Raw genomic sequence first — 13,403 nt, 5'->3', positions numbered from 1 at the left:
CAGCGCGTCGACGTCGTCGACGGTGCGGCCCTCCACGTTGAGCCGCAACAGCGGCTCGGTGTTGGAGCTGCGCAGGTTGAACCAGCTGCCGTCGCCCAAATCGACCGTCACCCCGTCCAGATGATCGATGGACTGAATCCGGGTGCCGAACGACTTCAGCACCGCGTCCACACAATACGACGCGTCGGCGACCTTGAAGTTGATCTCGCCGGACGATTCGTAGCGCTGGTAGTCGGCGGTCAGCTCCGAGAGCGGCCGGTCCTGTTCGCCGAGGGCGGCCAGCACGTAGAGCGCCGCCAGCATCCCGGAGTCGGCGCCCCAGAAGTCGCGGAAGTAGTAGTGCGCGGAGTGCTCGCCGCCGAAGATCGCGCCGGTGTCGGCCATCAGCGCCTTGATGTAGGAGTGGCCGACGCGCGAGCGCAGCGGTGTGCCGCCGCGTTCGGTGACCAGTTCGGGCACCGCCCGCGAGGTGATCACGTTGTGGATGATCGTGGCCCCGATCTCGCGGCCCAGCTCGCGCGCGGCCACCAGGCTGGTCACCGTCGACGGCGCAACCACGTGGCCGCGTTCGTCGACCACGAAGCACCGGTCGGCGTCGCCGTCGAAGGCGAGCCCGATATCTGCCCCGCTGTCGCGCACGAACTTCTGCAGGTCCACCAGGTTGGCGGGGTCCAGCGGGTTGGCCTCGTGATTGGGGAACGAGCCGTCGAGTTCGAAGTACAACGGCAACACGGTGATCGAGTCGATCGGGCCGAGCACCGCCGGGGCGGTGTGGCCGGCCATCCCGTTGCCGGCGTCCACCGCCACCCGCAGCGGGCGCAGTCCGGAGGTGTTCACCAGCGAACGCAGGAACGTCCCGTAGTCGGCGAGCACGTCCTGATCGGTGGCGGTGCCGGCTTGCCCGTCGTACGCCGGGACGCCGGCGATCAGTTCGTCGCTGATGACGGCCAGCCCGGTCTCGGCGCCCACCGGTTTGGCGCCGGCCCGGCACAGCTTGACGCCGTTATAGGCCGCCGGGTTGTGGCTCGCGGTGAACATCGCGCCCGGGCAGTCGAGCAGCCCCGAGGCGAAATAGAGCTGGTCGGTGGACGCCAGGCCGATTCGCACCACGTCCAGTCCCTGGCTGCGGACCCCGTCCGCGAATGCGGCGGCCAGCGCCGGCGAACTGTCCCGCATGTCGTGGCCGATCGCCACCCGCGAAGCACCCTCGCCGCGCATCAGCCTGGCGAACGCAGCGCCCAGGTCGGTGACGAACGACTCGTCGAGCTCCTCGCCGACCAGCCCGCGCACGTCGTACGCCTTGACGACACGGTGAACGGTCGCGGCGGACCGGGACATGCGAAACTCCTGACGCTCCTGACTGGACTCTTGGCGCCAGCCTATCGGCCCGAAGAAAAGCTGTGGCGCGTTAGACCTGGGTGGACCGGCCTAGTCCCGGCTTAGTCCGAGGGGTCGGGCAACACCCGCAGATGCCCGCGGCGCCGACCGGAACGATGCTCGGGAGGCGCGAGCAGCCCGCTGCTCGGCGCGGTGGCATGGGCCCCGGCGTGCTGGATGTGCGGATCGGCAAACCCGTTGACCGGCGTGGCCCCGCAGGGCACGGCCGCGTCGCCCGGGCGGCCCTCACGCACCGCGTCGGCCAGGGCGACCAGGTCGTCCTCGTCGGGATGGACGGGCTCGGCAAGCAGCGGTCCGGCATGGCGCACCAGCTCCCAGCCGCGGGGCGCGGTGATCCGGCCGGCATGGCCGACGCACAGGTCCCAGGAGTGCGGTTCCCGCGCGGTGGCCAACGGGCCCACCACTGCCGTCGAGTCCGAGTAGACGAACGTCAAGGTCGCCACGGCATAGTGCGGACACCCGGGCCGGCAACAGCGACGGGGAACGTTCACGACCGAAAGGCTATCGTGCGCAAACGCCACGGAAGCGCCGGACACGCGCATCCGCCGGACCCGCGATTCCCAACCGTTACCATCGGCCCGATGAGTGATTCCCGCGGCTCCCCGCAAAGCGATCGGTCGCGGCGTCGTTCGGCTTCCTACCGTGCGACGCGCCGGGGCCGCGACATGCGCGGCCCCCTGCTGCCGCCGACGGTGCCGGGGTGGCGCAGCCGGGCCGAGCGGTTCGACATGGCGGTGCTGGAGGCCTACGAACCGATCGAGCGGCGCTGGCAAGAGCGGGTGTCGGAGCTCGACGTGGCGGTCGACGAAATCCCGCGCATCGCGGCCAAGGACCCCGACAGCGTGCAGTGGCCGCCCGAGGTGATCGCCGACGGGCCGATCGCGCTCGCCCGCCTGATTCCGGCCGGCGTCGACGTCCGCGGCAACTCCACGCGGGCACGAATTGTCTTGTTCCGCAAGCCAATTGAGAGACGGGCCAAGGACACGGAAGAACTTGCCGAGTTGCTGCACGAAATCCTGGTGGCCCAGGTCGCCATCTACTTGGACGTCGAGCCCTCGGTCATCGACCCCACGATCGACGACGAATGAGATTGCGCGGGCGTCAGATGATGCCGCGCTTGAGGCGGCGGCGCTCCCGCTCCGAGAGGCCGCCCCAGATGCCGAAGCGCTCGTCATGGGCTAGGGCGTACTCGAGGCACTCGTGGCGCACCTCGCAGCCGAGGCAGATCTTCTTGGCCTCGCGGGTCGAGCCGCCCTTCTCCGGGAAGAAGGCCTCGGGATCGGTCTGCGCGCACAGCGCGCGGTCCTGCCACTGATCCGGCGTCGGCAGCGGCTCGGGCTCGGGCTCGAAAGCGACTGGGGCATCGGGAACCACAGTCAGATGCGGGCGGACGGGTGCCGCCGGCAACGAGCCGATGGTGTTGTGCGGTGTGCTTGCCATGACGCCCCGAAGGTGCTCATAAGACATGCTTCGTCCGCCTCCTCAGGTTTGATTTGAGAGAGTGAGTGAGTTCCCACTGTTCTGATGTACAGACAATTCGAACATGTGATCGAATCTCGGTCTGCGACACCGGAATCGGCTGGCCAACCGGGAAATGACACTGATGTGATTAGACACTTGTTAACCTGCCCGGTCAAGCGTAATGGCGAATTTCCATATCATCTCGTGACCAAATTCCGGCGTTTCCGTTGTTTTGCGCGCTTCGGCGTGTCGATCACAGTCCCGACACGGGCAGTACTGTCGAGCCCTGTGAAGGTCAAGTGAAGGTCACCGTTCTGGTCGGTGGGGTTGGCGGCGCCCGGTTCCTGCTGGGTGTTCAACAGCTGCTCGGGCTGGGTCAGTTTTCGCAACAGGGCCAAGACGCCGACGAACACGAACTGACCGCGGTCGTCAACGTCGGCGACGATGCGTGGATCCACGGGGTGCGCGTCTGTCCGGATTTGGACACCTGCATGTACACCTTAGGTGGAGGTGTCGACCCGGAGCGAGGGTGGGGTCATCGCGACGAAACCTGGCACGCCAAAGAGGAATTGGCGCGCTACGGCGTGCAGCCGGACTGGTTCGCACTCGGCGACCGCGACCTGGGCACCCATCTGGTGCGCACCCAGATGCTGAACGCGGGCTACCCGCTGTCGCAGATCACCACCGCGCTGTGCGACCGCTGGCAACCGGGCGCGCGGCTGCTGCCGGCGAGCGACGACCGCTGCGAGACGCACGTCGTCATCACAGATCCCGCCGACGACAGCCGCCGCGCCATTCACTTCCAGGAGTGGTGGGTGCGCTATCGGGCCCAGGTGCCCACGCACAGCTTCGCGTTCGTCGGCGCCGAAAAGGCCAGCGCCACAGCGGAAGCGGTGGCGGCCATCGGCGAAGCCGACGTGATCCTGCTGGCGCCGTCCAACCCTGTCGTCAGCGTCGGTGCCATCCTGGCGGTCCCCGGCATTCGCGGGGCGCTGCGCGCGGCCAAGGCCCCGGTCGTCGGCTACTCCCCGATCATCGGCGGAAAGCCGTTGCGCGGCATGGCCGATGCGTGTCTCTCAGTGATCGGGGTCGAGTCCACCGCTGAGGCGGTCGGCCGGCATTACGGGGCGCGGCGGGCCACCGGGATCCTGGATTGCTGGCTGATCCACGAGGGCGACGAGGCCGACATCTCCGGCGTGGCGGTGCGCGCGGTGCCGCTCATCATGCGCGACCCCAAGGCGACGGCCGAGATGGTCGCCGCGGGGCTGGAGCTATCGGGCGTGGCTCAGTGACGCGTGTGACCGAGCACGGCACCGGCTCGGCGATCGAGATCATTCCCGTCACCGGGCTCCCCGAGTTCCGGCCCGGCGACGACCTCGCCGCCGCCGTCGCCGCGGCCGCCCCCTGGCTGCGCGACGGCGACGTCGTGGTGGTGACCAGCAAGGTGGTGTCCAAGTGCGAGGGCCGCCTGGTGCCGGCCCCGCGGGACGCCGAGGAGCGCGACCGGCTGCGCCGCAAGCTGGTCGACGACGAGGCGGTGCGCGTGCTGGCGCGCAAAGGCCAGACGCTGATCACCGAGAACCGGCTCGGCCTCGTCCAGGCGGCTGCCGGGGTGGACGGCTCCAACGTCGACCACGACGAGCTGGCGCTGCTGCCGGTCGACCCCGACGCCAGCGCCGCGGCGCTGCGCGCCGCCCTGCGCGAGCGGCTCGGCGTCGGCGTGGCCGTGGTCATCACCGACACGATGGGCCGCGCCTGGCGCAACGGTCAGACCGACGCGGCCATCGGCGCGGCGGGTCTTCGTGTGCTGCACAGCTATTCGGGGGCCGTCGACCGGCACGGCAACGAGCTGCTCGTCACCGAGATCGCCATCGCCGACGAGGTCGCGGCCGCCGCCGATCTCGTCAAGGGCAAGCTCACCGCGATGCCGGTGGCCGTGGTGCGCGGCCTGCCGGTGACCGACGATGGCTCCACCGCGCGGCAGCTGCTGCGGCCCGGCGAGGAGGACCTGTTCTGGCTCGGCACCGCCGAAGCCCTCGACCAGGGCCGCCGGGAAGCGCAACTGCTGCGGCGGTCGGTGCGCCGGTTCAGCGCCGAGCCGGTGCCACCGGAGCTGATCGAGGCCGCCGTCGCCGAGGCGCTCACCGCGCCGGCCCCCCACCACACCCGGCCCGTCCGGTTCGTATGGCTGCGCACCGCGGACACCCGGACCCGGCTGCTGGACCGCATGAAGGACAAGTGGCGCGCGGACCTGGCCGGCGACGGCCGGCCCGCCGACTCGGTCGAGCGGCGGGTGGCGCGCGGCCAGATCCTCTACGACGCGCCGGAGGTCGTCATCCCGTTTCTGGTCCCCGAGGGCGCCCACGCCTACCCCGACGCCGCCCGCACCGCAGCCGAGCGCACCATGTTCACGGTCGCGGTCGGGGCGGCCGTGCAGGCGCTGCTGGTCGCGCTGGCGGTGCGGGGGGTGGGCAGCTGCTGGATCGGCTCGACGATCTTCGCCGCCGACCTGGTCCGCGCCGAGCTGGAGCTCCCGGCCGACTGGGAGCCGTTGGGCGCCATCGCGATCGGCTACGCCTCCGACGCCGCCGGGGTGCCGCCCGGGCCGCGCGCCGCGCCGGACCCCGGGGATTTGCTGCTACGCAAGTAATACTGGGCCCATGCATTTCGCGGGCAAGCCGGCGGCGTCGGCCGACAAGGTCCGCGGCGGCTACTACACCCCCGCCCCCGTCGCGCGGTTTCTGGCCCGCTGGGTCCGCGAGGCCGGCCCGCGGATCGTCGAACCGTCCTGCGGCGACGGCGCGATCCTGCGCGAGCTGGCCGCGCTGGGTGCCCGGGCGCGCGGGGTGGAGCTCATCGCCGACGAGGCGGCCAAGGCCCGGCGATTCGGCCCCGTGGACGCCGAGAGCCTGTTCACCTGGCTGGCCGGCGTCGAGGCCGGCGGGTGGGACGGCGTCGCCGGCAATCCGCCCTACATCCGCTTCGGCAACTGGGCATCCCACGAGCGCGACCCGGCGCTGGAGCTGATGCGCCGCGAGGGGCTGCGGCCCAGCCGGCTGACCAACGCCTGGGTCCCGTTCGTCGTCGCCGCCACGGTCCTCGCGCGCGACGGCGGACGGGTGGGCCTGGTGCTGCCCGCCGAGCTGCTGCAGGTCGGCTACGCCGCGCAGCTGCGTGAGTTTCTGCTCGGCCGGTTTTCCGAGATCACGTTGGTGACGTTCGAGCGGTTGGTGTTCGACGGCGTCCTGCAGGAGGTCGTCTTGTTTTGCGGCGTGGCCGGGCCGGGCCCGGCGCGCATGCGCACGGTCCACCTCGCCGACGCTGCCGCGCTGGCGTACGCCGATCTCGACACCGACTGGGCGCCCGCGCTGCTGCACGAGAACGAGAAGTGGACCAAGTACTTCCTGGACCCCGCCGCGATCGAGTTGTTGCGCGCGCTCAAGGCGTCGCCGGCCATGACCCGGCTCGGGTCGCTCGCCGACGTGGACGTCGGGATCGTGACGGGCCGCAACAGCTTCTTCACCTTCACCGACGAGCAGGCCCGCGAACTGGCGCTGACGCCGCAGTGCGTCCCGCTCGTCTCGCGCAGCGCGCAATTAACCGGGCTGGTATACGACAGTGACTGCCGCGCAAGCGATCTCGCCGCCGGACACCGCATCTGGCTGCTCGACGCGCCGCCCGAGCCGGCCGACGCCGCCCTGCTCGCGCACGTGCGGGCCGGCGAGGCCGCGGGCGTGCACCGCGGCTACAAGTGCTCGATCCGCACCCCGTGGTGGATCACCCCGTCGCTGTGGATGCCCGACCTGTTCCTGCTGCGCCAGATTCACCGGGCGCCGCGGCTGACCGTCAACGCCGCCGCAGCGACGAGCACCGACACCGTGCACCGGGTCCGGCTCGCGCCCGGTGTCGACGCAAGCTCGCTGGCCGCGGTGTTTCACAACAGCGTGACGTTCGCGTTCGCCGAGATCGTGGGCCGCAGCTACGGTGGGGGCATCTTGGAGCTGGAACCGAGGGAAGCCGAACAGCTGCCCATTCCCCCACCCGCGTATGCCGGAGCCGACCTCGCCTGCGACGTCGACCTGTTGTTGAAGGCGGGCGAGGTCGACAAGGCGCTCGACGTCGTCGACCGCCACGTGCTGATCGACGGCCTCGGCCTGTCCCCCGACGTCGTGGCACAGTGCCGCGCGGCCTGGGCCTCGCTGCGGGATCGCCGAACCGGGCGGGGATCCCGTTGAGCCTTCGCGAGTCGGCGATCTCGATCCTCGGCGACTGGCGCGCCCCCGACCCGGCGCAGGACTCGCTGCGGCACGCGGTGCTGGCCTTCGTGCACGGCCGCCCCGACGCCTGCCGCCGGGAGTGCGCGGCGGGCCACGTCACCGCGTCGGCGCTGGTGCTCGACCACACCGGCGCGCAGGTGCTGCTGACACTGCACCCGCGGTTGGGCCGCTGGGTACAACTCGGCGGGCACTGCGATGAGGACGACCCCGACATCGTCGCCGCCGCGCTGCGCGAGGCCACGGAGGAATCCGGGATCGAGGGCCTGCGCATCGAGCCCGAGCTGGCCGCCGTGCACGTGCACCCGGTCACCTGCTCGCTGGGCGTGCCGACCCGCCACCTCGACCTGCAATTCGTCGCCCACGCGCCGGCCGCCGCGCAGATCGCGATCAGCGACGAGTCCGACGATCTGCGGTGGTGGCCCGCCGACGCCCTGCCGGACGGGACAGATCACGCGCTCGCGTATTTGGTCTCGCGAGCGTCACGCTAGCGCGGCCGCCGGCGTCCAGCGCCGCGCTGGCGTGACGCTCGGCGCAAGAGGGGCCCCTCACACGTCGGACGAGTAGCGGATCCCGCCGTCGGGAATGGAGATCCCCGGCCAGACCCGCGCGCCGCGCAGCAACTCGCAGCGCGCGCCGATGTCGGCGCCGTCGCCGATCACCCCGTCGCGGATCAGCGCACGCGGGCCGATGCGGACGCCGAAGCCCAGGATCGAGCGCTCGATCACGCTGCCCGCCTCCACCTTGACCCCGTCGAAGATCACCGCGCCGTCCAGCCGGACGCCGGGGCCGATCTCGGCGCCGCGCCCGACGACCGTGCCGCCGATCAGCACCGCACCCGGGGACACCGCCGCGCCGTCGTGCACCAGCTGCTCGCCGCGGTGGCCGCGCAGGGCAGGCGACGGCGCGATCCCGCGGACCAGGTCGGCCGAGCCGCGCACGAAGTCCTCCGGGGTGCCCATGTCCCGCCAGTAGGTGGCGTCGACGTAGCCGCAGACCTTGACTCCCGCGTCGGACAGCAGGGCCGGGAACACCTCGCGTTCGACCGAAACCTCGCGGCCGCGCGGGATCCGGTCGATGATGGCGCGCTTGAAGACATACGTCCCGGCGTTGATCTGGTCGGTCGGCGGGTCCTGCGTCTTTTCGAGGAAGGCGACGACGCGGTTGTGCTCGTCGGTGGTCACGCAGCCGAACGCCCGCGGGTCGCCCACCCGCACCAGGTGCAGCGTGACGTCGGCCTCGTTGGTCTGATGGAAGTCCAGCAGCTGGCCCAGATCGGCGCCGGACAGCACGTCGCCGTTGAACACCATCACGGTGTCGTTGCGCAGGTGGTCGGCGACGTTGCCGATGCCGCCGCCCGTTCCCAGCGGCTGCTCCTCGGTGACGTATTCGAGCTGCAGGCCCAGCTTGGAGCCGTCGCCGAACTCCGCCTCGAAGACCTGGGCCTGATACGACGTGCTCAGGATGACGTGCTCGATGCCGGCCGCGGCGATCCGCGACAGCAGGTGGTTCAGAAACGGCAGCCCGGCGGTGGGCAGCATCGGCTTGGGCGCGGACAGCGTCAGCGGCCGCAGCCGGGTGCCCTTGCCGCCGACCAGCACCACCGCATCGACCTGAGATGTTCCCATTTCAGCGCCGCCCTTCCGCCATGTTCCGTCTACTCAGGCGCCGCGCACTGCGCACCATCAGCCGCGAACGCACCACCAGCGAAACCCGCAGCGTCCAGCGCAGCGGCGCCCGCCACCATCCAGGATGCCGGTCGGCGAGGAACATGTAGGTGCTTTTGTGATGAGCGGCCAGGTGGAGTCCCGGGTCGTGGCCGGTGGAGTGGCCCTTGTCGTGCAGCACTTCGGCCGTCGGCACGTAGACGTTCAGCCAGCCGGCCTTGCCCAGCCGGTCACCGAGGTCGACGTCCTCCATGTACATGAAGTAGCGCTCGTCGAACCCGCCGACCTGGTCGAAGGCCGACCGCCGCACCAGCAAACAGGATCCCGAGAGCCAGCCCACCGCCCGCTCGCTGGGCTCCAGCCGTTCCTGGCGGTAGGCCGCCGTCCACGGGTTGCGCTTCCAGAACGGGCCGACCACCGCGTGCATGCTCCCACGGATCAGGCTCGGCAGGTGCCGCGCCGATGGATACACCGAGCCGTCGGGGTCGCGGATGAGCGGCCCCAGCGCGCCGGCGTGCGGCCAGCGGGTGGCGGCGTCCAGCAGGGCATCGATGCTGCCCGGGCCCCACTGCACGTCGGGGTTGGCCACGATCAGCCAGTCCCCGTTCTCGTCGTCGTCCAGCCGCGCGACCGCGCGATTCACCGCCGTCCCGTATCCGAGGTTGGCGCCGGTGTCGATGAGCCGGACGTTCGGGTAGCGCTCGACGGCCTCCTGCGGGGCCCCGTCGGTGGAGCCGTTGTCGGCCAGCAGCACGCTGACGGGGCGCTCGGTGGCGATCGACAGGGAGGCCAAAAACCTCTCGAGGTGGGGGCCCGGTGAGTAGGTCACCGTCACGACCGGCAGGACGTCAGTCACGCGTCGAGGGTAACGCTCGATCGCCGGCGGACGCGGCCAGCGCCGCGACAAGCGCAGGGCGCCAGGGCCTTAACGGTGTCAGGCCCGCCGCCGCGGACTCGCGGCTGCCCAGGGCGGAATAGCTCGGGCGGGGCGCCGGGCGCGGGAAGTCGTCGGTCTTGACGGGTCGCACCCGGTCCGGGTCCGCGCCGCATTCACTGAACACCGCGCGGGCCTGCTCGAAGCGCGACACCGCACCCTCGTTGGCGGCGTGCAGGATGGGCCCGGGCACCCGCTCGTCGGCGACCTGCAGCAGCGCGACGGCCAGGTCGGCGACGTACGTCGGCGACCCGACCTGGTCGTCGACGACGTCCACCGGGCCGTCCCCGGCGGCCAGGCGGCGCATGACGGCGACGAAGTCCTTGCCGGTTCCGCCGGTGTAGAGCCAGGCGGTCCTGACCACTATCCCTTGGGACGCCTCCGGCAGCGCCGCCAGCACCTCCTCCTCGCCGGCCAGCTTGGAGAGGGCGTACACGCCGCGCGCGTCGGTCTTGTCGCTGGGCTCATACGGGTGCGGGCCGTCCTCCGGGGGAGGGCCGGTGAACATGTAGTCGGTGGAGACGTGGATCAGCCGGGCGCCGGCCCTCGCGCAGGCCCGCGCCAGGTGCCCCGGGCCGGTCGCGTTGACGGCGTAGGCCGCGGCCTCGTCGCTCTCCGCGCCGTCGACGTTGGTGTATGCGGCGCAGTTGACCACCACGTCGCCGGCCCGGATGATCCGTTCCGCCGCGGCGGGGTCGGTGATGTCCCATTGCGACGACGTGAACGCCAGCACGTCGCGGCCCCTGTCGGCGGCCAGCGCCGTCAGAGAAGTGCCCAATTGCCCGCCCCCGCCGCTGATCACAAGCCTTTCCGACATGTGTCGAGTCTGGCATGGCCCGGGCACGCCGCTTTCAGCTACCCGCGAAACGGCTGTGTCACAAGTAATCTGTTGTGATGCCTGTGCAACGTGTGGTTCGTGTGGTTGCCACTGTGCTGGCCGTCGCGGTCGTTTTCGGCACCGGAATCGCCTGGAGCAACGTCCGGTCATTCGAGGACGGCATCTTCCACATGTCCGCCCCGTCGCTGGGCAAGGGCGGCGACGACGGCGCGATCGACATCCTGCTCGTCGGCCTGGACAGCCGCACCGACGCGCACGGCAACCCGCTGTCGGCCGAGGAGCTCGCGACGCTGCGGGCCGGCGACGAAGAGGCCACGAACACCGACACGATCATCCTGGTCCGGATACCGAACAACGGAAGGTCGGCGACCGCGATCTCGATCCCGCGGGACTCCTACGTCGCGGCCCCGGGCCTGGGCAAGACGAAGATCAACGGCGTCTACGGCCAGACCCGGGAGGCGAAGCGGGCCAGCCTGGTCAAGGCCGGCGCGTCGGCCGCCGAGGCCGAGGCGGCTGGCACCGAGGCCGGCCGCGAGGCCCTTATCAAGACCGTCGCCGACCTGACCGGGGTCACCGTCGACCACTACGCCGAGATCGGGTTGCTGGGCTTCGCGCTGATCACCGACGCGCTCGGCGGCGTCGAGGTCTGCCTCAAAGAGCCTGTGTATGAACCGCTTTCGGGCGCCGACTTTCCGGCCGGCCGGCAGAAGCTCGACGGCCCGCAGGCGCTCAGCTTCGTCCGCCAGCGCCACGACCTGCCGCGCGGCGACCTGGACCGGGTGGTGCGCCAGCAAGCGGTGATGGCCTCGTTGGCCCACCGGGTCATCTCAGGCAAGACGCTGTCCAGTCCTTCCACGCTGGGCCGGTTAGAGGCGGCCGTCCAGCGCTCGATGGTGATCTCCTCGGGATGGGACGTGATGGATTTCCTGCAGCAGCTGCAGAAGCTGGCCGGCGGTAAGGTCGCGTTCGCGACCATCCCGGTGCTCGACGGGGCCGGCTGGAGCGACGACGGCATGCAGAGCGTGGTGCGGGTGGACCCGCACCAGGTCGCCGACTGGGTGGGCAGCCTGCTGCAAGACCAGGCGCAGGGCAAGACCGAGGAACTGGCCTACACGCCGGCCAAGACCACCGTCGACGTGGTCAACGACACCGACATCAACGGGTTGGCCGCGGCGGTGTCGGATGTGTTGAGCGCCAAAGGATTCGGCGCCGGGACCGTCGGCAACAACGACGGCGGCCACGTGAAGGGCAGCCAGGTGCGCGCCGCCAAGACCGACGACCTGGGCGCGCAGCAGGTCGGCAAGGAGCTGGGCGGGTTGCCCGTCGTCGCCGACCCGGCGCTGCCGGCCGGATCCGTCAAGGTGGTGCTCGCCAACGACTACACCGGCCCGGGCTCCGGCCTCTCCGGTGGCCCAAGCACCCAGGTGCTGCCCGCGCGGGCGTCCAACGCGGGCGCCACCGGCCCCAACACGCCGCCGCCGTCGCCGATCCTGACCGCCGGCTCCGACAAGCCCGAGTGCATCAACTGAGCACGCTCTCCGGCGCGATCCTGGATCCGATGCTGCGGGCCGACCCGGTCGGCCCGCGGATCACCTACTACGACGACGCCTCCGGCGAGCGCATCGAATTGTCCGGTGTGACGCTGGCCAACTGGGCGGCCAAGACCGGCAATCTGTTGCGCGACGAGCTGGGCGCCGGACCGAGCAGCCGGGTCGCGATCCTGCTGCCCGCGCACTGGCAGACGGCGGCGGTGCTGTTCGGGGTGTGGTGGATCGGCGCCGAGGCGGTGCTCGAATCGGGCGCCGCCGCGGATGTCGCGCTGTGCACCGCCGAGCGGCTGGACGAGGCGGACGCTTCGGTGGCGGGGGGTGAGGTCGCGGTGCTCTCGCTGGACCCGTTCGGCCGCCCCGCACCGGACCTGCCGATCGGCGTCACCGACTACGCCACCGCCGTCCGCGTGCACGGCGACCAGATCGTTCCCGAGCGCCACCCCGGCCCGGCGCTGGCCGGCCGATCGGTCGAAGAGGTCCTGGCCGATTGCGAACGATCCGCCGCCGCAAGGGAATTGACGTCCGACGATCGCGTCCTGTCCACGGCGTCCTGGTCCGGTCCCGACGAACTGGTCGACGGGCTGTTGTCGATCCTGGCGGTCGGCGCGTCGCTGGTGCAGGTCGCCAACCCCGACCCCGCGGCGCTGCCGCGCCGGATCGCGACCGAAAAGGTGACCCGCGTCCTATCGACAAGTTAGCTTACCCTGGGCTAAGTTTACGGGGTTAACTCAGCTCAGGTGGGGGCAGAGGCTTGGCTGACCGGGGCATCGGCATGCGTACGGCTCGTATCGGGGCCGGCGAGGCGCGCGGCCCATGACGGCGCCCATTTGGATCGCCGCACCGCCGGAGGTGCATTCGGCCGCACTCAGCACCGGCCCCGGCCCGGCGTCGCTGCTGGCGGCCGCGGCGTCGTGGAACGACTTGAGCGCCGAATACGCTTCTGTGGCAGCGGAACTCACCGCGGTGCTGGCCGATGTGCAGGCCGGGCTGTGGGACGGGCCGAGCGCGGAGTCGTTCGAGGCCGCCCACGTGCCGTATCTGGCGTGGTTGATGCAGGCCAGCGCCGACAGCGCTGCGACGTCGGCCCAGCACGAGGCCGCGGCCGCCGCCTACACGGCCGCGCTGGCGGCCATGCCAACGCTGGCCGAGCTCGCCGCCAACCACATCGTCCACGGGGTGTTGGTGGCCACCAATTTCTTTGGGCTCAACACCATTCCGATCGCGCTCAACGAAGCCGACTACGTGCGAATGTGGATCCAGGCCGCCACGACGATGAGCGTC

General features: G+C 71.0%; 14 protein-coding genes. 8 read left to right on the top strand and 6 right to left on the bottom strand.

Annotated elements, in window-relative coordinates:
• Both N415_RS18345 and N415_RS18340 read right to left on the bottom strand, forming a co-directional pair.
• Positions 1–1,338 (bottom strand): phosphomannomutase/phosphoglucomutase (locus N415_RS18345; protein WP_068185011.1); only part of this gene is annotated, 1,338 nt, incomplete at its 3' end.
• A 101-nt stretch (positions 1,339–1,439) separates the two neighbouring features.
• Positions 1,440–1,889: a DUF3499 domain-containing protein gene (locus N415_RS18340; protein ID WP_193376474.1), complete on the bottom strand. Its 450-nt coding sequence runs from the start codon at positions 1,887–1,889 to the stop codon at positions 1,440–1,442.
• Positions 1,890–2,063: 174 nt separating this feature from the next.
• Between N415_RS18340 and N415_RS18335 the strand changes: the two genes are divergently transcribed.
• Entirely contained in the window at positions 2,064–2,486 is a 423-nt protein-coding gene (locus tag N415_RS18335) for a metallopeptidase family protein (protein WP_068185003.1), read from the top strand.
• 13 nt (positions 2,487–2,499) lie between these two features.
• Here N415_RS18335 and N415_RS18330 read toward each other — a convergent pair whose 3' ends face one another.
• Complete coding sequence (locus N415_RS18330) at positions 2,500–2,838, bottom strand: WhiB family transcriptional regulator (RefSeq protein WP_068185000.1); 339 nt, start codon at positions 2,836–2,838, stop codon at positions 2,500–2,502.
• A 320-nt stretch (positions 2,839–3,158) separates the two neighbouring features.
• On the opposite strand from N415_RS18330, the gene cofD reads away from it, so the two are divergent.
• The 4 genes from cofD to N415_RS18310 are packed head-to-tail and all read left to right on the top strand — an operon-like array spanning position 3,159 to position 7,624.
• The gene (cofD, locus tag N415_RS18325) at positions 3,159–4,151 is read left to right on the top strand and encodes a 2-phospho-L-lactate transferase (protein WP_068184996.1); all 993 of its coding nucleotides are present in this window, start codon (positions 3,159–3,161) and stop codon (positions 4,149–4,151) included.
• Positions 4,148–5,509, top strand: a complete 1,362-nt coding sequence (locus tag N415_RS18320) for a coenzyme F420-0:L-glutamate ligase (RefSeq protein WP_068184993.1) — start codon at positions 4,148–4,150, stop codon at positions 5,507–5,509. Before cofD ends, N415_RS18320 begins: the two co-directional genes overlap by 4 nt.
• Before the next feature lie 10 nt (positions 5,510–5,519).
• Positions 5,520–7,094: a class I SAM-dependent methyltransferase gene (locus N415_RS18315; protein ID WP_068184991.1), complete on the top strand. Its 1,575-nt coding sequence runs from the start codon at positions 5,520–5,522 to the stop codon at positions 7,092–7,094.
• A complete protein-coding gene (locus tag N415_RS18310; protein WP_068185015.1) occupies positions 7,091–7,624 on the top strand; it encodes an NUDIX hydrolase in 534 nt (177 codons plus the stop codon). The genes N415_RS18315 and N415_RS18310 overlap by 4 nt, the downstream gene beginning before the upstream one ends.
• Before the next feature lie 57 nt (positions 7,625–7,681).
• Here N415_RS18310 and N415_RS18305 read toward each other — a convergent pair whose 3' ends face one another.
• Genes N415_RS18305 through rfbD form a run of 3 tightly spaced genes read right to left on the bottom strand, consistent with a single transcriptional unit; the run spans position 7,682 to position 10,551 of the window.
• Positions 7,682–8,761, bottom strand: coding sequence for an NDP-sugar synthase (locus N415_RS18305; RefSeq protein WP_068184988.1), 1,080 nt, complete (start codon positions 8,759–8,761; stop codon positions 7,682–7,684).
• Position 8,762: 1 nt separating this feature from the next.
• Complete coding sequence (locus N415_RS18300; RefSeq protein ID WP_068184985.1) at positions 8,763–9,656, bottom strand: glycosyltransferase family 2 protein; 894 nt, start codon at positions 9,654–9,656, stop codon at positions 8,763–8,765.
• On the bottom strand, positions 9,649–10,551 hold the full coding sequence (gene rfbD, locus N415_RS18295) for a dTDP-4-dehydrorhamnose reductase (RefSeq protein WP_068184983.1): 903 nt from the start codon (positions 10,549–10,551) through the stop codon (positions 9,649–9,651). The genes N415_RS18300 and rfbD overlap by 8 nt, the downstream gene beginning before the upstream one ends.
• 77 nt (positions 10,552–10,628) lie before the next feature.
• Here rfbD and N415_RS18290 point away from each other — a divergent pair, with 77 nt between their 5' ends.
• The 3 genes from N415_RS18290 to N415_RS18280 form a co-directional block, all read left to right on the top strand.
• On the top strand, positions 10,629–12,101 hold the full coding sequence (locus N415_RS18290; protein WP_068184980.1) for an LCP family protein: 1,473 nt from the start codon (positions 10,629–10,631) through the stop codon (positions 12,099–12,101).
• On the top strand, positions 12,089–12,820 hold the full coding sequence (locus N415_RS18285) for a TIGR03089 family protein (protein WP_204366830.1): 732 nt from the start codon (positions 12,089–12,091) through the stop codon (positions 12,818–12,820). Before N415_RS18290 ends, N415_RS18285 begins: the two co-directional genes overlap by 13 nt.
• Positions 12,821–12,935: 115 nt before the next feature.
• The coding region (locus N415_RS18280; protein WP_152531465.1) for a PPE family protein at positions 12,936–13,403 on the top strand (468 nt) is incomplete at its 3' end.

The sequence above is a fragment of the Mycobacterium sp. UM_CSW genome (assembly GCF_000455205.1).
Taxonomy (GTDB): domain Bacteria; phylum Actinomycetota; class Actinomycetes; order Mycobacteriales; family Mycobacteriaceae; genus Mycobacterium.
Note: the sequence above shows the minus strand (reverse complement) of the source record. Positions and strands in the feature narration are given on the sequence as shown.